This is a genomic window from Listeria valentina (assembly GCF_011800755.1).
GTDB classification, from domain to species: Bacteria; Bacillota; Bacilli; order Lactobacillales; family Listeriaceae; genus Listeria; species Listeria valentina.
Map to the genome: position 1 here is coordinate 1 of NZ_JAATJW010000001.1, position 18,751 is coordinate 18,751.

Here is an 18,751-nt window from a genome sequence, read left to right on the forward strand (position 1 = left end):
ATATTATAGGAAGTAATAGAGAAAACTAAAAGAATAGCACTTATGATAACTAATTTTAGATTCTAGGTTTTATTCCTTCTATTTATTCGCGTTGCAGATAACGTTTTAGCAGCTTTTATATCGGGAATCATATATAATGATATAATATGTTCATCTCATTGTTTCTAAGGAGTCGATTTTTTATGGAAAATAAAGAAGTTATGCGTGAGTTACAACGCTGGCTTGGTGATAATCCTCAATTCGAACAAAATATGGCCTTCTTGGAGGATTTCCAGTATTTAATGATGTGTTATCGCAGTTCAATTAAAGAAGTTAAAACCAAACTGGAGATTCTTGCTGATGAGCTCTCACTTCAGAAAAAACGCAGTCCAATCCATTCGATTGAGTCCAGGATTAAAAAACCTAAAAGTATTGGTGAAAAATTAATTAAACGTGGCAAAACGATTTCAATTGATAACATCCGAAATGAACTTAATGATGTCGCAGGAATTCGCGTTACTTGTTCCTATGTGGATGATGTCTATGATATTGTGAACATGCTTGTTTCTCAAGATGATGTCGAATTGATTCGTACCAAAGATTATATTAAAAACCCAAAAGAAAGCGGATACAGAAGTTTACATATTATCGTTGCAATCCCGATCTTTTTATCTGAAAAAAGTGAGATTTTCCGTGTTGAAATACAAATTCGTACGATTGCTATGGACTTTTGGGCGAGCCTAGAGCATTCCTTACGTTATAAAGGTGATGTCCCTTCTGCAGCCTTCAAGAAGCTCGAAGATGCAGCTATAAATATTTCGAAAATGGAAGATCAAATGCTCACAATTCGTAAATATATAGAAGACTAACTCTCTTTATGCTCACAAACAAAAGCACATCCAACATTAGGATGTGCTTTTGTTTGTGTTCTTTTTACTGCTGATAATGAAATTTGCTAAACGTATCATTAAATAACCGGTCATAATGCCGCATACGTTTAAGAAAATATCTCCAGTATCAAAATAACCAACAGCTAAATAATATTGAGTAGATTCAACGCCAATAATTAATGTTACTGCAAGTCCAAATGCTTGATAGCCTTTGAGTTTCCACATTAAGAATCCAATCGGAATAAATGCAACGATATTACCAATCGTAATCACCCGTAGATTTCCTGCTAAAAATGGTTCAATAAAACTGAATGTGTCAAAGGATACTCCGCGTGCATGGGAATCTTTTGCAAATAATAAAAAGATTAAACATCCGAAATATATCAAATACGAAATGACCAATAATTTTAAGTTTAATTCTAAACTCATTATTTGCACCGCTGCGAAATAAACAAGCGCTGCCGTGATTGCAATAGTTATATAATCAATAAAGCTATAATTTTGCATTAGCTGGTTCAAATAAAAGTACATCCAGCCTTCGAAAAAATGAAAATAAAGGAAAACAGCTAGTAAAACGGAGGTTACAGGTAGTACTGTGAATATAAGTATTTTTTTCAATTTAAATTCCTCCTTTAACTAATGATTGTTTTCATTATAAAACAAATTTGTTAAAGAAGTTTTAAATAGCAAGAAAGAAAACTTAAAAATCTTCTTGTAAAAATGTTAATTCTCCCCTCCTTCTCTTTCTTAGCATAAAACAAGACCCAGAGTTAGCTCTCTGGATCTTGTTTAGGTGTTTTCTTTGGCTTTTTTTCTAAAAGGTGTTCGGCTTGATCAGTAACGCCGAGCACATCTAGGAAGAACATGACGACTGGAATTCCAACTATTAGTCCCCAAATGCCGAAGAAATGTTCCCCGAAGATTAAAATGATAAACGTGTAAAAAACTGGTAAGTCTGTTTTAGCAGACATCAATTTTGGATTTAGTACATAAGATTCAAGTGCATGAATCACAACCACAATCAAAATAATGTAGATCAGATATTGAAGTCCGCCAATGGTATAAGCAATGATTGTGAGCGGGATCATCGAAATAATCACACCTGCAACTGGAATTAAACCTAGTAAAAAGACCATGATCGAAAGTGTCATCAGTTGTGGGAAGCCTAGCATCCATAAAGCTAGTGTTGTAAGTACACAGTTAACAATGGCGATTAAAAACTGTGCTTCGATTACTTTACCAAAAGTGGCCACAAATTTTTGACCAAAATATTTTACTTCTTCATATATGAAAGCAACTTTACTTGTTGCAAATTGGTTCGTAAAGCGAATGAGTTGGTCTTTCCCTAACGAGAAAAACAGACTCAACATTAGAGCAATAAACGCATTGAACAGCACGGTCCCAATATTCGTTAAGTAAGTGACAATAATCTGTACACCTTGTTCGGTATATTTCATGATATCGACTTGATTGGCAAGACTTACAATGTAATTAATAAACTCATTGTCACTGTCATCTGTTGTGAAAAACTGATTGATAAAGTTCACTAACTGTTTAATTTGGTCCGTCAAAAGTGGTACATATTTGACGACCACAAAAACAAGACCTAGCGCTATCACCGCGTAAAGCAGGAGCACAATAATCTGCCGATAAATCGAAATTCTCCGTAAAATAAAACCCTCGAGTCGCGTAATCAAAAACGAAAAAATAAAAGTCAGCAAAATAATATCCATCATGCTCCGAAGCAAATACAATACAAAAGCTACAAGAACAAAAACAGCAACACGCCGCACGCTTCTATTTTTAAAAAACTGTATCAAACTATCCACAAGGTGAAATCCTCCCATTCTAAAATGCCTAATCTCATTGTACCAAATAACCCACTATGATGCATGTTTAAACACAAAAAACTCGGCAAGAAACCGAGAATTTTGCTTCACTTATTTTATTCAGCTACTTTGATAACAATTTTTCCTCTTACATGCCCTGTTTCACTGAGTTCCTGAGCGACTTTCACCTTTTCAAGTGGGAACCTTGCGGCAATTTCTGTTTTTATTTCACCTGATTCAATATATTTGCGAAGCTCATCCAAATCAGACCCGCTCGATTTCACCCAAAGTCCCTTTGCAACGGCACGCTTTTCCTTCGTTAGTTTAGGATCAGGTGTTCCAGCAATTGAACCAATTCTTCCTCCTTCTTTTAGAATCGCAAAACTTTCAATTTGACTTTTTCCTCCTATCAAATCGAAAACAACATCGACTGGTTCCGTATCCAAGCTACCATTTTTGGTATAATCAAAGACTTCATCTGCCCCTAAGCTTTTTACGTAATCAATGTTATCAGGGCCTGTTGTTGTTACAACATGAGCACCTAATATTTTGGCGATTTGAATAGCAAAACTTCCGACACCGCCAGATCCTGCAGAAATAAAGACGCGTTCGTTTGCACCGAGCCCTGCAAAATCCCTTAACGCTTGATAGGCTGTCAGTGCAGCAAGCGGAACAGAGGCTGCTTCCTCAAAATTTAAATTTTGAGGTTTTTTTGAAACAAATAGCTGATTCACGGCAATTTTTTCTGCATACGAACCATTGCGGCTTGTATCAGCGCGCGCATAAACTTCATCACCTGGATGGAACATTGTAACTTCTTTCCCGACTTCCTTCACAACGCCTGAAACATCAAGTCCAAGAATAAATGGAAAAGGAATATCGACGATCTGTTTTAAGTAACCTTGACGCAATTTCCAATCAATGGGATTAACGGCTGCCGCCTTCACTTCAATCAATACATCATCATCTCTCAGTACTGGTTCTGGAAAGTCATCCACATACTGAAGCACATTGCTGTCTCCATATTCATTCATGATTATAGCCTTCATTTTTTATCGACTTCCTTTCAAATAAAACATCTCTCAATAACCATTATTTCCTAATCCTACTTTTTTTAAACATAAAAAGACAAGCAATCGAATTTACTTGTCTTCACCAATAATCTTCACTTCCGTCTCAAGATCCACATCAAAATTACGCTTCACCGTTTTCTGAACATGGTGGATCACTTGCATGTAATCCGTTGCTGTCGCCTCGCCCACGTTCACAATAAAGCCCGCATGCTTCATAGAGACCTGTGCACCACCAATTTGGAAACCTTGTAAATCACTATCTTGAATGAGTTTCCCAGCAAAATGGCCTGGTGGTCGCTTGAAAACGCTCCCGCAAGATGGGTATTCAAGCGGTTGTTTCGCTTCGCGCGCTTCTGTCAGTTCAGCCATTTTAGTTTCAATCGGTTGCCGTTCCGAAAGTTCTAACGCAAACTCTGCACTTAGCACAATATAGTCTTTATCAGCGATTGTACTTCTTCGGTATTTAGCCGCTAGCTCTTCTCGCTTTAAATGTAGCAACGCACCAGAGCGTGTTAAAACGGTTGCCGCATCAAGTACATCACTGATTTCTCCACCATAAGCACCAGCATTCATATAAAGTGCCCCGCCAACAGAGCCTGGAATTCCACAAGCAAATTCAAGCCCGCTAAGTTGCGATTCAAGTGCAAACCTTGAAACATCAATGATTTTTGCACCACTTCCTGCAATAACTCGCGTTTCCTCTCTTACAATTTCATTCAGCAAATCAAGGTGCATCACAACGCCTCGAATGCCCCCATCTTTTACAATCAAATTCGAACCATTCCCAAGAATAGTTAGCGTAATCTGATTTTCATGGCAATACTGAACAAGTTTTTTAGCTTCATCAATCGTTTTTGGCATAGCAAACAGATCTGCTTCTCCACCTGTTTTTGTATACGTGTACTTCGCTAGGGATTCATTTTGTTTTATCAAAAGACCTGGTATTTGAATACCTAAATCTTGCATTAGATTTTCCACTCTTTTCAAAACCTTTCCATTCTAGTTCTTACTTCTAGGATTGTTTGAAACCTCACCTTCTATTCTAACACGAGAGTAATATTTTACAAAATAAATCTTTATAATTTCTATTTATCGTTAAAAAATGGTAAATTATAGGGTATAAACGGAGATCATTACTTTTAATAAATAGAAACTGGGAGGATAATATGATTCGCTTTGAAAACGTGACAAAGAAATATGACAATGATTCCGTCGCTGTTGATCACCTCAACCTCAATATTGAAGACGGTGAATTTTTCGTTTTTATTGGGCCAAGCGGATGCGGCAAAACAACAACTTTAAAAATGATCAATCGTCTCATCCCACTCTCAACAGGGACCATCTATATCGATGAAAAACGCATTAGTGATTATGATATTCACGAATTGCGCTATGATATTGGCTATGTACTCCAACAAATTGCTTTGTTTCCACATATGACGATTGCTGAAAATATCGCGATTGTTCCTGAGCTAAAAAAGTGGGATAAGCAAAAAATCTATGACCGAACAACCGAATTACTGGAAATGGTTGGACTTGATCCGGCTTTATACCGAGACCGACTACCGAAAGAACTTTCTGGCGGCGAACAACAGCGTGTTGGTGTTGTTCGCGCTCTTGCAGCCGATCCAAGCATTATTTTAATGGATGAACCCTTCAGTGCGTTAGATCCCATTTCTAGACAAAAATTACAGCAAGATATTTCTAAACTGCAAAAGAAAATTAAAAAGACCATCGTTTTTGTCACGCACGATATGCAAGAAGCTTTGGCGCTTGGGGATCGAATTTGCCTCATGCAAGATGGAAAAATCGTACAATGTGATACACCAGAGAATATATTGAAAAATCCTGAAACTGACTTTGTTCGTAATTTTCTCGAATCTGGTAATCTTCTACCTAAAACCCTATTTGACCATTCCATCACGATTTCCGAACTGCTAAACCGAAACTTCTTTACCCCAACAGCTGCAGGAAACTCGAGTGAGACGAGCCGACATTTAAAAGCCACTGATCCACTCGAAAAACTCGTTACCGCGCTCGCAAGTGTCAAAAGCGTCACGATCGAAGATGAATCCGGCACAAGCCTGGCAATTATCGAGACAAGCGACTTGCTCGCCTTCTTATCGAGCAACTTGAAAGAAGGTGTTCATTCATGAGTACATTCATCGAGACACTAACAGACCGAAAAGATGACCTTCTTGCTGCTTTGATTGAGCACATTCAAATTTCATTCATCTCGCTTTTCATCGCCGTTTTAATTGCCCTACCACTTGGTATTTACTTAACGCGCCACAAGCGGATTGCAGAGCCTGTCATCCAAGTCGCTGCGATTTTCCAAACGATTCCATCACTGGCTTTACTTGGGCTGCTGATTCCACTTGTTGGGATTGGAATCGTGCCAGCGATCATCGCACTCGTTGTCTATGCTCTACTTCCCATTTTGCGTAATACATATACCGGAATTGATGAAGTGGATCCTGCATTGATTGAAGCTTCTCGGGCGATGGGGATGAATAAATGGAAACGACTTTATAAAATTCAGTTACCACTTGCCCTTCCTGTCATCATGGCAGGGATTCGAACAGCGATGGTCCTTATCATTGGAACAGCAACGCTTGCTGCATTAATCGGCGCAGGTGGGCTTGGGGATTTGATTCTGCTTGGAATCGACCGAAATGACAACAGCTTGATTTTACTGGGCGCAATTCCTGCCGCCTTACTTGCCATTTTGTTTGACTTTGTATTGCGTTTCTTCCAAAAAGCCTCCTTCAAAAGTACAGTCATCACGATATCTGCGGCGATCTTGCTAACGGCAGCTCTACTAATCGTGCCACATTTTACAAGTGATAAAAAAGATATTACAATCGCAGGCAAACTTGGTGCAGAGCCTGAAATACTGATTAACATGTATAAATTACTTATTGAAGATGAAACCGACTTGAAGGTGGAATTGAAGCCAAGCATGGGAAAAACAAGTTTCCTTTTCAATGCGCTGAAATCTGGCGATATTGATATCTATCCAGAATTTACTGGAACAGTTCTTGAAACGTTCACGAAAGAACCTGCTAAATCCCATTCAGCTCACGAAGTCTATAAACAAGCGCGAACGGGTTTAGCTTCTAAATTTGATATGACGCTTTTAAAACCAATGCAATATAATAATACTTATGCGATTGCAGTTTCCGAGCGACTTGCTAAAGAATACGGACTGGAAACAATTTCTGATCTTCGTCCGATTGATGAGCAAGTAAAGGTTGGCTTCACGGCCGAATTTGCAGACCGTGGAGATGGCTACAAGGGACTACAAGAAAAATATGGGATTACGTTTAATCATCTTGAAAAAATGGAACCTAAACTTCGCTATACGGCAATTAAGGCTGGCGACATTGATGTTTTAGATGCCTATTCAACAGATAGCGAACTCGAACAATACCATTTGAAAGTACTAAAAGATGATCGTAAACTCTTTCCTCCTTACCAAGGTGCTCCTTTGATGCTTACTAAAACCTTGCAAAAGTATCCTGAGTTAGAGGACCCATTAAATAAACTAGCTGGGAAAATTACAGATGAGGAAATGCGTAAGATGAATTACCAAGTCAATGTAGATGGTAAATCCGCAGAATCTGTCGCTAAAAATTATCTTGTTCAGCATAAACTGCTCAAAAAATAAAAAATAGCTGCTGAAACGGACTCGTTTCAGCAGCTATTTTTTAATTTCGGATTAATTTAACCATTTTTTCAAGTTTGGGTTTGTAGAAGCGACACAATGCTTCATATTCTTTATTGAATTCTTGTGCACGCTTTGGTAGATCTTCATCATGATCGATTAGCAAGCCTTTTTCAAGCAGCGGCAGTAGCGAAATAATTTGATCGAAAATAAGGCCAGCACTTGTATCACTTAAAAGCGAAACAAGTTTTAACAAGGCTTTCCGCTTTTCAGCAGGTAGTTCTTTTTGATGTTCATGGACCCACTTGGCAAGTTTTTGACGATTTTTTCTGGTTGCTTCTAAGTAAATCGTTTGCGCGTAAGCAGCACTCATAAACAAAATAGACAAATCTTCCGCAGATTTCCAGTCCTCTGGTTGAATTTGACCTTGTTCTTTAATTTTTTCATTTAACAAACTGATATCTTCCTGATAAACATCCATTTTATGTTGTTGTTGTTTGTAAACTTCGAGTGCCAAGCTAAGCTTGTCGATAATGGGTTGCATGTTTTCATCAAATAATTCACCATCATTTAAAATTAACTGCGTTTGCTCAATTCGTTCAGCCACCACACTGTCACGTTCTTTTACAACGTCTGAACGCTTTGAAAGATACTCAAAATAAAAATTGTATCGTTGCAGCTTTAGTACAACTTCTTCAGCTATTTCCCTAGCAGCAAGACTCTTGTCTTCATTTAACACGGTGATCCCAGAAATCTTTCCAAGCTTTGTATAAATCATGACGTAAAAAGATTGATCGTGAGCTTCAATTGTGTATGGCAAAAGATGCTCTTGCTCTAATAATCGTTTTTGCTGTTTTACTGCTTTGTCCTCCATCCTACTCCACACCTTTACTACGGTTATTCGCTAATTCAATTATAACGAATCTAGATAAAAAATTCGAGGGAAATAATTAAAAATCTTTTCATTTACAGTTTACATAATAATATTATCGTTAAAAGAGCGTGTGGATCAGTAAATAGATATTCAAAATCGCGATAAAAATAGCGACTAACCAAGCAAGTCCTTTTAGCCAAAAGCGGTTCACAAAAACGCCCATCTTTCGCTTATCGCTTGTAAACATAACAAGTGGAATAACTGCAAATGATAGCTGCATGGAAAGCACGACTTGACTCAAAATCAAAAGCTCATTGGTTCCCTTTGCGCCATAAAGTGCAGTCACGATCACTGCAGGAATAATGGCGAGAACCCTTGTGATGAGTCGTCTGATCCAAGGCTTCAGACGAATATTTAAAAAGCCTTCCATGACAATTTGGCCGGCAAGCGTGCCTGTTAAAGTTGAATTTTGTCCTGAGGCAAGTAACGCTACCGCGAAAATGACACTAGCAATTCCGCTTCCGAGAACCGAATTCAACAATTTGTAGGCATCTTCAATTCCTGCCACCTCAGTATGCCCGGAATAATAAAAGGCAGACGCAGCTAATACAAGGATCGCCGCATTGATAAATAGCGCTACTGTAAGTGAAAAGGTAGAGTCAATAAAAGCAAATTTAATGGCTTCTTTTTTCCCTTTTAAGCTACGCTCATATTGCCTTGTCTGGACAATCGAAGAATGTAAATACAGATTATGCGGCATAACTGTTGCCCCCAAAATTCCAAGCGCAATATAGAGCATCGTTGGGTTCGTTACGACTTCCTTTTGTGGGATAAATCCATACAGGACTTCTTTTATTTCTGGACGGCTCATGAATAACTCGACACCAAAGCAAACGAGGATTGTCACCATCAAGGTAATAACAATAACTTCAATATAGCGAAATCCGCGATGTTGTAGTAACAGAACGAGAAAAATATCAAGCGCTGTAATGACAACTCCGACAATAAGTGGCAAACCGAAAAGCAAGTTTAACGCGATCGCACTCCCAATCACTTCCGCTAAATCTGTTGCAATAATCGCAAGTTCAGCAAGAGCCCACAAAGCAAATGATGTTTTTTTAGAAAAACTATCTCGTGAGGCTTGTGCTAAATCCCGGCCGGTTGCAATGCCAAGTTTAGCTGCCAGGGATTGCAAAAGAATCGCCATTAAATTGGAAATCAAAATGACTGAAAGTAGCGTGTAGCCGAATTCGGAGCCTCCGGCGATGGATGTTGCCCAGTTTCCTGGATCCACGTAACCTACGGCAATCAAAGCTCCTGGGCCCATAAAAGCAAGCAGTTTGCGGAAAAACGAGGCATTCTGGGGTACTTTTATTGTATTATTGACCTCACTCAGGCTTTCAGTTTCTTTTTCCGCTCGCCATGCTTCCCGTTTATGCTTTACCACGTTGTTCCCTCCTCAAGCTAATTGAAAGAGCGGGCGAGAGTTTTCCTCTGCCCGCCCCAATTATAGCGCTTCTGATAATTTTTTCTTTTTGTTTTTCACTGGATTGATCGCTCTTTCCACCCAGCCGAGTAATAAGTCGGTAATAATCGCCATTAGGGCAGTGGGAATTGCCCCGGCTAAGATAATAGCGGTCCCATTGGTTGCGTTCGTTCCGCGTACAATGATATCCCCCAGTCCTCCTGCACCAACGAATGTCCCAATCGCAGCGACACCGATTGCAATAACTAGTGCATTCCGGATTCCTGCCATAATCACGGAAAGTGAAAGTGGTAATTCTACCATGCGAAGCACTTGCCATTTCGTCATCCCCATTGCTTTACCAGATTCTAATAGTGCGCTATCGACATTTTGAATGCCAGTATACGTATTTTTTAAAATTGGAAGTAATGAATATAGAAAAAGAGATAAGACGACTGTATTGGTTCCAAGACCTAATACAAGCATTAAAACAGCAAGCATAGCAAGGGCAGGAATCGTTTGGATGATATTAGCAATTTGAATCACCCAATTCGCCAGCCTTTTTTTTCTTGCAATATAAATCCCAAGTGGAATCGCTACAATACTTGCAAAGAGTACGCCGTAAATACTCATCAGAAAGTGACGCCAAAACTCTTCCATGACATAGCTTCCATTGGTTGCGTAATAGTCGATCAATTGTTTCAGAGTTTCCACTGGTCCGTTCCCTCCTTATTTTTTATCCTCAAAGTAATTGTGCTTCTCCAAAAATTCTTTCGCAACGACAGATGGTTCTTTTAGTTTCCCATCCGCTTCATAATTCAGCCGCTGCATTTCTTCAGTTGAAATCGTTCCGACCAATTTATTTAATGTCGTTTTTAATTCTGGATGCTCTTTTAAAATTTTATCTGTTGCAAGCGGTGAAGCATCGTAAGGCGGGAAGAATTTTTTATCGTCTTTAAGCACTTTCAATTTATAAGTTGGAATCCGACCATCTGTTGAATAGCCAAGGGCTACATCCATTTGTTTATCTTTCAAAGCCGTATAAATCAAACCGATTTGCATAGGAAAGATTTTTTTGAACTCAATGTTGTAATCTTTCGAGAAGGCTTTATACCCGTCTCCTTTCCGCTCCATCCACGAGTTATCAACGCCTGCTGTGAGCTGATCTTGAACGGGTCGCATATCACTTACAGTTTTTAAGTTATACTTTTTAGCAGTATCTGCTCGAACCATAAAGGCATAAGTATTCGCAAATCCATAGGAATCAAACCAAGTTTGATGAAACTTTTCTTCAAAGCCTTTTTTAACCGCAACAAGCGCTTTTTTCGGATCTTTAATCGGTTCTTCACCAAGTGGTCCAACGAGATCTGTCCCCGTGTAGCGTGTCGCTGTGATATCCACATCTCCATTTACCATTGCCTGATGTTGCACAACGGATGAACCGAGATTATTAACGAGTTCTACTTTTAAGTCTGTATCATGTTCAATCATTTGTTTCACGATATTTGATACGATCTGAGATTCTGTTGTAGAAAGAGAGCCAACGCGAATCGTCCCTTCCGCTCCTCCACCAAGTCCAGGTAACGAACAGCCAGAAAGCAAGGTACCGAAGGATAACAGAATCACAGCAAACAAAGCGAGTATTTTTTTCTTCATTCTATTTTCCTCCTATCCATTATTTCTTGCGTCACGAAGTGGTTTTGGTGTCATCGCATTTTCAAGTTTGCCTAAGAAAAATTCAACGATAAGAGCAAGGATGGTAACCGGGATCGCCCCGCCTAGAATCAAGTCCGGACGGTAAAGGTTCAGCCCGTTAAAAATAAAGTCCCCAAGGCCACCAGCGCCGATATAAGAAGCAAGTGTCGCCCAAGCAATGATATAAACGGTTGAAAGCCTGATTCCGGCCATAATGACAGAAATGGAATTCGGGATTTCGACATTCGTGATGAGTTGCCAATTCGTCATACCCATTCCTTTTCCTGATTCAATTAAATTGGGATCAACGCCTCTTACGCCAATAAAGGTATTACGTAAGATGGGAAGTAATGCGTAGATGAATAAAGCGATGATCGCCGGGAAAGTCCCGACGCCCAGGATTGGAATAATAAAAGCCAAGATGGCTAGCGACGGAACCGTTTGCAAAACTCCAACTACACCAATGACAAAGTTAGCAATTTTAGGAGAGCGTGTAAGCGCAATTCCGAGTGGAACGGCTACAACAATTCCTAGAATAACTGCAGCTAGCGATATGTATAAGTGCTGCCAAGTTTGAACAAGCAAATTATGCCCGTTTTCTTGAAAAAAGTTTTGTAAAGCTTCCATTCGTTATTCGCCTCCTTCAGAAGTGGCGACGGTTTCTTTTTCGTCGTTTGAGTCCGTATCTTGTTCTTCTCCCCAAATGGAATCGTACACCATATCAACTAAGCTTGCGCGTGTCACAATTCCGACGAGACGTTTATCATCATCAACAACTGGCACATATTTATAGCCGCGTTTTAAAATCCGTTGAATCGTATCTCTCAGTAAAGCATCTTCTTTTACATAGAAAACATCTCGTTCAAGAATATCGACCACTGAAGTTGCGCGCTTGCGTTGTGAATCAATTTGTTCGACATCAATGTAACCTTTTAGAACTTGTTTTTCGTCCACTACTAAAAGTGTATCCACTCGTTTTTGTTTCATGAGTTGAATCGCCGCTTGAAGAGATTTATCTGCGGTAATGGAAACCGGGTTCGTGTTCATGATTTGTCGAACTTGAGTCACATCTGGTTGCGCTTCAATAAGCCGATCTTTTCCGATAAATTCTTCGACAAATGAATTTGCTGGATGCCGCAAAATTTCATCTGGCGTATCAAACTGAACGACTTTTCCTGCTTGCATGATCACGATCCGATCAGCAAGCTTAAGTGCTTCGTCCATATCGTGGGTAACGAAAATAATGGTTTTCCCAAGTTCTTGTTGCAAATTTTTAAATTCTTCTTGCAAAGAATCCCGCGTGATTGGGTCAAGTGCACCAAAAGGTTCATCCATTAAAATCAAGTTTTGTTCAGCTGCTAGCGCACGTAAAACGCCTATACGCTGTTGCTGTCCGCCACTTAATTCATAGGGATAACGATCAAGATATTCTTCTGGTAAATCCACCAGCTTGATTAACTCTTTCGCACGCTCTTGCTTTTTCTCGTCTGACCATTTTAATAGCTTAGGAACGAGCACAATGTTATCACGAATAGTCATGTGAGGCATTAAGCCAATTTGCTGAATCACATAACCGATAGAACGTCTTAGTTTGACTGGATCTTCTTGTGAAATGTCCTTATCATCAATAAGTATTTTACCTTCTGTTGGATCGATTAATCGATTAATCATCTTCATGGTTGTTGTTTTTCCGCAGCCACTCGGACCGATAAAACAAATAAATTCGCCTTTATCGATATCTAAATTGAGATCATCAACTGCCTTTTTTCCACCTTTATAGGTTTTCGAAACGTGTTCAAATCGTAACACTTAAAAGCACCTCCGTTAGTCATTTTTGATGAAACTCTATCTTGTTTTTTCCCTAGTTGCGTTGGCATGAAACATTTTCAAGGAAAAACTTATCAAATATATTTTTTTTAATAAGTAATGTTTATTGAAAAAGTCCCCTTCTTAATCCTTCTAGTCACTCAGATTCCATCCCTTTTTACCTTTTCATTCCTGCCGTAAAAAATTTTTTAAGTGGCTTGCTGTAAAAGAATTCGCTTCTTGGAATAAATCCACTGGGTAACCCTGAAACAAAACTCTGCCTCCAAGGCTCCCTCCTCTTGGTCCCATATCTACAATCCAGTCCGCTTGGCTAATGATCGATAAATTATGCTCCAAAACAATTAACGTTTTCCCTTCGTTTTTAAGTTTTTGGAGTAATTCAAGGAGGTGAAAAACATCTTTCTCGTGAAGCCCTGTGCTCGGTTCATCTAGTATAAATAAATCAAACTGCTTTTCCGTATCTTCAAGCAGCTTCGTTGCAATTTTGAGGCGCTGCATCTCACCACCAGAAAGAGTATCCAAACTTTGTCCCAGTTGAATGTAGTTTAAATTGGCATCACGAAGTGCCACTAAAGCTTGATGCACTTCCGGAATATCAATTATCAAAAGCGCTTCTTCTACCGTCAAGCATAAAACCTCATCCATATTTTTTCCTTGCCACTTAACACTTAGTGCCTCTTCGTTATACCGTTTCCCGTGACATTTTTCACAACGTTCCGTCACATTTCCCATATAAGCAAGATCATATTTGATCACACCTTTTCCCTTGCATTCAGGACAGGCTCCTTTCCCGTTAAAACTGAACAAAGACGCACTTTTCCCGGAAACACTTGCAAATTTATTTCTAAGCGAATCAAAAACGCCCAAATACGTGAGTAAATTGGACCGATTGCTTCCGCGAATACTCGATTGGTCAAAGACAACAGCCTCGGGATATTTCGTTGTAAATAATTTTCTTATAAGGGTACTTTTCCCAGAACCTGCAAGTCCCGTAACCACAGTCATTCCATTTTTAGGAAAGCTAGCCGACTCATTTTGAATATTGAAAGCGCTGACTCCTTCAAGTGTATAAAACTGTGTAAAAGGCGTCTTTTTCGCATTTAAAGTGGGTTTCTTCGCGAGCGCTTGAGCCGTCGTTGAATTCGAACTCATAAACTCGCTAAAATTTCCAGAAAAAGTTATTTCACCTCCATTTTTCCCTGCGCCCGGTCCAACTTCAATGACCATATCAGCAAGTGCAATGATGTCGGGATCGTGATCTACCAAAACTAGTGTATTTCCTTTTTGCTTGAGCCGTTTTAGAACTCTTCCAAGTCCTGCTAAGTCCTCTGGGTGAAGTCCAACACTCGGTTCATCAAATATATAAAGCACGTCGGATAGCGCACTATTTAAGTGCTTAGTCATCTTAAGTCGCTGTGATTCTCCGCCAGATAAACTCACTGTTTTTCTATCAATGGTCAAATAGCCAAGTCCAACTGCGAGCATACTTGTTAATCGATTCCGTAAATCTTTTAACACAATCTCAGTCTGTTGATCCTGAATGCTGTTTATAAAAGCAAGTAAGCTTTCTGCAGACATTTTGACGCAATCCCCAATCGAATAACCTGAAATTTTTGCCGAACGTACTGTTTCATTGACACGCGTTCCATGACAATCTGGGCACTCAACCGTATTGGTGATTCTCTTTAAATCAGTTTGATATTTTTTATCATTTTTTTCTAGCAAAGACTTTCGAATCCGTTCAAGAACACCCACGTATTCCGCTGTTTTTGGAAATTGACTCGTTGGGTTTTCCGGTTTACTCCCTCCTTTATCATAAAGAAGTTTTTGTAGTTCTTGTTCCGAGTAATCCGCAATTTTTTTATCATTATCAAAATAACCTGATTCCGTATAGCGAGTCAGACGCCACCCGCCAGGTTGAAAAGTTGGAAATTGAATAGCCCCTTCGTTTAGGGATTTGCTATAGTCAACGATAGAAGCTACATTGAAATCTGTGACTTCACCAATCCCTTGGCACCTTTTGCACATCCCTTGAGGATTATTAAACGAATAGACCATCGAATAGCCAATAAATGGTTTTGCAATCCTTGAAAAAAGTAAGCGTAGTCCTGTATAGATATCTGTCATCGTCCCCACCGTTGAACGTGCATTTCCACCCACTTTTTTTTGATCAATAACAATCGAAACAGGCAAATTTTCAATTTGATCGACAACTGGCTCCTCATAATGTGGCAGAATCTGCTGAATATAACTCGAATAAGTTTCATTCAATAAACGCTGTGACTCAGCAGCCAAGGTGTCAAAAACAAGTGAAGACTTACCTGAACCCGAAAGACCTGTCACAACCGTGATTTTGCCTTTCGGAATATGTACAGAAATATTCTTCAAATTATTTGTTTTGGCGCCTAAAATTGAAATCTCTTCATGCATCGCTTTTCCTCCTCAGAAAACCCTTTTCATAACTCCTATTCTATGCCTTCTCGTTAGATTTTCAACTATTACGCAAAAAAAACGCCCCAAATTTCAGAGCGTTCTTTCACCTTTAATTTTTAGGCAAAAACAGTTGTGGCTTGATTTGAAGGATAATCGAAACAACTGCTCCAGCAACAAGAATAGTCGCTAAACCACTTGCACCATTCATAACTAGTGAAAAAAGTTGCGCACTCCATCCTTTAAATGCATAGGCTCCCCAGAACACGACTCCTGCTACATAATGCCAAAAGTAACGCGTGACGCCACCAATAAACATCGAGCTCCACGCATAAGCCTGAGCTTGTTTCATATTTTTTTCTTTCAGGGCGGCACGTACTTTTTTAGCAAAAATCCCTGCAAAAGCAATAAACACAAAAGCCAAGATATACTCAATTAAAGCTTGATTCCACGTTAAAATGTAGGCTTTTCCTGTCAAAAAATGAAGCAACCCCCATAAAAGTCCGGAAAATCCAGCTGCGAAAAAGCCTCGGCGCAAAGCAATCACATACATCGGAATCATCCCAAGAGAAATCGAAAAACTAGAGCCTAAATCCATTGGGATAAAACTCAGTACCATCGCGATTGCCGCAAAAATAGCACATTCAATCAAAATTAGCAATCGTTTACTTACCATAAAAAATAAACTCCTTTCTTCCTTTTGGTCAAAAACGTACCCCAGAAGAAAGCAGTTTTCCGAATTAACAAGAAAAGTGCAATCGCCACAATCCCTACGCTCGTCTTAACGAACAGGTTCAAAGGGTCAGAGTCTTGAAGACTCAATCTCAGCTAGAAGCTCCCCCTGTGGTAACGTTTATGTAGTTTGAACACATTTATTATAAAGTGAATGAGCCTGAAAGTAAACCTTTTTGCTAGAAACCACGAATTTCGGCTTGTTTCTTTTTGGAAAGCTTCGATAGAACCAGCTGATAACTGTTCGTCAAAATGGCTTTTTCCAGTTCAAAATCCATTTGCTCTTCTTCCGTTATAACCACCGAAACCCAATGTGTTTTATTAAGATGATAACCTGGTATGATAGCTTGATATTCCTCACGAAGATGTTCTCCTTTTTCAGGTTCACACTTGGCACTTACGTATAGCTTGCCATCTTTATAGTGAATAAGCGCAAACATTTTTTCGTAAATACGCATCACATGAAAATGCTCTCCAAACGGAAAAGTCTCAACTGCGCCATCAAGCGTTAAACAAAAAGCTACACGCTTTGCTAAATTAAGTGGATCATTTTTTACCACCAGTTTCTCACCCTTTCATTTCCCTCATTTTAACATGAGAAAAACTTTATTTACAATTCATAGCGTGTTATGATAGAGATAATGTGCTTTTTAGGAGGAAAAAAATGTTAACTGTTAGTAATGTTGGACTACGCTATGGCGATAAAAAATTATTCGAAGATGTTTCCATCAAATTCACACCCGGCAACTGTTACGGTTTAATCGGAGCAAACGGGGCGGGTAAATCTACGTTTTTGAAAGTACTCTCTGGAGAAGTGGATTCGCAATCTGGAAGCGTTCATATCACACCCGGTGAACGACTTGCTGTTTTACAACAAGATCACTTCCAATATGATGATGAACTCGTTTTAAATACGGTCATCATGGGGCACCAGAAGCTTTATGAAATTATGGCTGAGAAAAACGCCATCTATATGAAACCTGATTTTAGTGATGAAGACGGTATTCGTGCTGCAGAACTGGAAGGTGAATTTGGTGAACTTGGCGGCTGGGAAGCTGAAGCTGATGCAGCCGTACTACTAAACGGTCTTGGCATTTCACAAGATTTGCACGATAAATATATGAAAGACTTAACCGGAAGTGAAAAAGTCAAAGTTTTACTCGCACAAGCTCTTTTTGGGAAACCGGATATTTTACTTCTAGATGAACCGACCAACCACTTAGACATTCGTGCGATTCACTGGCTTGAAGAATTTTTAATCAACTTTGAAAACACAGTCATTGTGGTTTCTCATGATCGTCACTTCTTAAATAAAGTTTGTACGCACATTGCCGACCTTGATTTTAGCAAAATTCAACTGTATGTCGGAAACTATGATTTCTGGTATGAATCGAGTCAGCTAGCACAGCAAATGATGGGTGACCGCAACAAGAAAAAAGAAGAAAAAATTAAAGAATTGCAAGATTTTATTGCACGGTTTAGCGCCAATGCTTCTAAATCGAAACAAGCGACAAGTCGGAAGAAAATGCTTGATAAAATTACACTTGAGGACATCCAGCCTTCTAGCAGACGTTATCCATTCATTCAATTCAAGCCCGATCGCGAAGTTGGAAACGACTTACTAACCGTTGAAAATCTGACAAAAGAAATTGACGGTGTCAAAGTGCTCGACAATGTTTCCTTCACAATTAATCGCAATGATAAAGTGGCGCTTGTAGGTGATGATGAAGTAGCCAAAACTGCTCTTCTGCAAATTTTAGCTGGTGAAATGGAACCTGACGCAGGATCATTCCGCTGGGGTGTCACAACGAGTCAAAGTTACTTCCCGAAAGATAACTCGGAGTTTTTCGAAGACAACAACTTAAACCTTGTGGAATGGTTACGCCAATTCTCTCCACAAGATGATTCTGAAGCTTTCTTACGCGGCTTCCTTGGTCGCATGCTCTTTAGTGGGGATGAAGTGCTTAAAAAAGTAAAAGTCTTATCTGGTGGCGAAAAAGTACGTTGTATGCTTTCAAAAATGATGCTCTCTGGATCCAATGTTCTTCTACTGGATGAGCCAACCAACCACTTGGATTTAGAATCCATCACGGCTTTAAACAACGGTTTAGCAGCTTTTGATGGAGCAATGATCTTTTCTAGTCATGACCATCAACTATTACAAAGTTTGGCGACACGTGTCCTCAACCTTTCAAAAGAAAACTTCTACAATAAAGAAATCAGTTATGACGGCTATCTAGCAGAAGTTCTAGACGTCGCAGAATAAAAGAAATCCGCTCAAAGTTTGAGC

The 18,751-nt window shown here is 39.3% G+C and carries 17 protein-coding genes and 1 riboswitch; of the genes, 4 read left to right on the forward strand and 13 right to left on the reverse strand.

The genetic code is table 11. The annotated features are described in order from the left end of the window. Positions 1 to 182 precede the first annotated feature (182 nt). Positions 183 to 848: a GTP pyrophosphokinase gene (locus HCK02_RS00005; RefSeq protein ID WP_208970415.1), complete on the forward strand. Its 666-nt coding sequence runs from the start codon at positions 183 to 185 to the stop codon at positions 846 to 848. 36 nt (positions 849 to 884) lie between these two features. On the opposite strand, the gene HCK02_RS00010 is transcribed toward HCK02_RS00005, so the two are convergent. From HCK02_RS00010 to murB, 4 genes are all read right to left on the reverse strand, one after another. After that, entirely contained in the window at positions 885 to 1,487 is a 603-nt protein-coding gene (locus tag HCK02_RS00010) for a VanZ family protein (RefSeq protein WP_167627886.1), read from the reverse strand. 152 nt (positions 1,488 to 1,639) lie between these two features. After that, positions 1,640 to 2,698 carry an AI-2E family transporter gene (locus HCK02_RS00015; RefSeq protein WP_425482820.1) on the reverse strand — a complete coding sequence of 353 codons (1,059 nt, stop codon included), beginning with the start codon at positions 2,696 to 2,698 and terminating at the stop codon, positions 1,640 to 1,642. A 116-nt stretch (positions 2,699 to 2,814) separates the two neighbouring features. After that, positions 2,815 to 3,732 carry an NADP-dependent oxidoreductase gene (locus HCK02_RS00020; RefSeq protein WP_246215495.1) on the reverse strand — a complete coding sequence of 306 codons (918 nt, stop codon included), beginning with the start codon at positions 3,730 to 3,732 and terminating at the stop codon, positions 2,815 to 2,817. Between the two features lie 108 nt (positions 3,733 to 3,840). Next, positions 3,841 to 4,737: a UDP-N-acetylmuramate dehydrogenase gene (murB, locus tag HCK02_RS00025; protein ID WP_208970416.1), complete on the reverse strand. Its 897-nt coding sequence runs from the start codon at positions 4,735 to 4,737 to the stop codon at positions 3,841 to 3,843. Positions 4,738 to 4,937: 200 nt separating this feature from the next. On the opposite strand from murB, the gene HCK02_RS00030 reads away from it, so the two are divergent. Then, complete coding sequence (locus HCK02_RS00030; RefSeq protein WP_167627894.1) at positions 4,938 to 5,927, forward strand: ABC transporter ATP-binding protein; 990 nt, start codon at positions 4,938 to 4,940, stop codon at positions 5,925 to 5,927. Beyond that, positions 5,924 to 7,441, forward strand: a complete 1,518-nt coding sequence (locus tag HCK02_RS00035; RefSeq protein ID WP_167627896.1) for an ABC transporter permease/substrate-binding protein — start codon at positions 5,924 to 5,926, stop codon at positions 7,439 to 7,441. Before HCK02_RS00030 ends, HCK02_RS00035 begins: the two co-directional genes overlap by 4 nt. A 40-nt stretch (positions 7,442 to 7,481) precedes the next feature. On the opposite strand, the gene HCK02_RS00040 is transcribed toward HCK02_RS00035, so the two are convergent. From HCK02_RS00040 to HCK02_RS00080, 9 genes are all read right to left on the reverse strand, one after another. Beyond that, positions 7,482 to 8,312, reverse strand: a complete 831-nt coding sequence (locus tag HCK02_RS00040; RefSeq protein WP_167627898.1) for a hypothetical protein — start codon at positions 8,310 to 8,312, stop codon at positions 7,482 to 7,484. Positions 8,313 to 8,430: 118 nt separating this feature from the next. Continuing rightward, positions 8,431 to 9,759 carry an Nramp family divalent metal transporter gene (locus HCK02_RS00045; RefSeq protein WP_167627902.1) on the reverse strand — a complete coding sequence of 443 codons (1,329 nt, stop codon included), beginning with the start codon at positions 9,757 to 9,759 and terminating at the stop codon, positions 8,431 to 8,433. Between the two features lie 60 nt (positions 9,760 to 9,819). Next, positions 9,820 to 10,491, reverse strand: coding sequence for an ABC transporter permease (locus HCK02_RS00050; protein WP_167627904.1), 672 nt, complete (start codon positions 10,489 to 10,491; stop codon positions 9,820 to 9,822). A 15-nt stretch (positions 10,492 to 10,506) separates the two neighbouring features. Then, the gene (locus tag HCK02_RS00055; protein WP_167627906.1) at positions 10,507 to 11,433 is read right to left on the reverse strand and encodes an osmoprotectant ABC transporter substrate-binding protein; all 927 of its coding nucleotides are present in this window, start codon (positions 11,431 to 11,433) and stop codon (positions 10,507 to 10,509) included. A 12-nt stretch (positions 11,434 to 11,445) separates the two neighbouring features. Then, entirely contained in the window at positions 11,446 to 12,099 is a 654-nt protein-coding gene (locus tag HCK02_RS00060; protein WP_115752383.1) for an ABC transporter permease, read from the reverse strand. 3 nt (positions 12,100 to 12,102) lie between these two features. Then, on the reverse strand, positions 12,103 to 13,281 hold the full coding sequence (locus HCK02_RS00065; protein WP_167627908.1) for a betaine/proline/choline family ABC transporter ATP-binding protein: 1,179 nt from the start codon (positions 13,279 to 13,281) through the stop codon (positions 12,103 to 12,105). 183 nt (positions 13,282 to 13,464) lie between these two features. Beyond that, positions 13,465 to 15,729 (reverse strand): ATP-binding cassette domain-containing protein, encoded by a 2,265-nt coding sequence (locus HCK02_RS00070; protein WP_167627910.1) that lies wholly within the window; start codon positions 15,727 to 15,729, stop codon positions 13,465 to 13,467. A 112-nt stretch (positions 15,730 to 15,841) separates the two neighbouring features. Beyond that, on the reverse strand, positions 15,842 to 16,405 hold the full coding sequence (gene thiT, locus HCK02_RS00075; RefSeq protein ID WP_167627912.1) for an energy-coupled thiamine transporter ThiT: 564 nt from the start codon (positions 16,403 to 16,405) through the stop codon (positions 15,842 to 15,844). Between the two features lie 73 nt (positions 16,406 to 16,478). Continuing rightward, positions 16,479 to 16,581, reverse strand: a riboswitch (TPP riboswitch). 59 nt (positions 16,582 to 16,640) lie between these two features. Continuing rightward, positions 16,641 to 17,021, reverse strand: coding sequence for an MmcQ/YjbR family DNA-binding protein (locus tag HCK02_RS00080; RefSeq protein ID WP_167627914.1), 381 nt, complete (start codon positions 17,019 to 17,021; stop codon positions 16,641 to 16,643). A 104-nt stretch (positions 17,022 to 17,125) separates the two neighbouring features. Here HCK02_RS00080 and HCK02_RS00085 point away from each other — a divergent pair, with 104 nt between their 5' ends. Then, complete coding sequence (locus HCK02_RS00085; protein ID WP_167627916.1) at positions 17,126 to 18,727, forward strand: ABC-F family ATP-binding cassette domain-containing protein; 1,602 nt, start codon at positions 17,126 to 17,128, stop codon at positions 18,725 to 18,727. Positions 18,728 to 18,751: the final 24 nt, after the last annotated feature.

Excerpts from the sequence above, each read along its gene's own strand:
- HCK02_RS00030 (WP_167627894.1), top strand. The coding sequence starts at position 4,938 with ATGATTCGCTTTGAAAACGTGACAAAGAAATATGACAATGATTCCGTC.
- murB (WP_208970416.1), bottom strand. The coding sequence starts at position 4,737 with ATGCAAGATTTAGGTATTCAAATACCAGGTCTTTTGATAAAACAAAAT.
- HCK02_RS00085 (WP_167627916.1), top strand. The coding sequence starts at position 17,126 with ATGTTAACTGTTAGTAATGTTGGACTACGCTATGGCGATAAAAAATTA.
- HCK02_RS00070 (WP_167627910.1), bottom strand. The coding sequence starts at position 15,729 with ATGCATGAAGAGATTTCAATTTTAGGCGCCAAAACAAATAATTTGAAG.
- HCK02_RS00060 (WP_115752383.1), bottom strand. The coding sequence starts at position 12,099 with ATGGAAGCTTTACAAAACTTTTTTCAAGAAAACGGGCATAATTTGCTT.
- thiT (WP_167627912.1), bottom strand. The coding sequence starts at position 16,405 with ATGGTAAGTAAACGATTGCTAATTTTGATTGAATGTGCTATTTTTGCG.
- HCK02_RS00005 (WP_208970415.1), top strand. The coding sequence starts at position 183 with ATGGAAAATAAAGAAGTTATGCGTGAGTTACAACGCTGGCTTGGTGAT.
- HCK02_RS00055 (WP_167627906.1), bottom strand. The coding sequence starts at position 11,433 with ATGAAGAAAAAAATACTCGCTTTGTTTGCTGTGATTCTGTTATCCTTC.
- HCK02_RS00040 (WP_167627898.1), bottom strand. The coding sequence starts at position 8,312 with ATGGAGGACAAAGCAGTAAAACAGCAAAAACGATTATTAGAGCAAGAG.
- HCK02_RS00020 (WP_246215495.1), bottom strand. The coding sequence starts at position 3,732 with ATGAATGAATATGGAGACAGCAATGTGCTTCAGTATGTGGATGACTTT.
- HCK02_RS00035 (WP_167627896.1), top strand. The coding sequence starts at position 5,924 with ATGAGTACATTCATCGAGACACTAACAGACCGAAAAGATGACCTTCTT.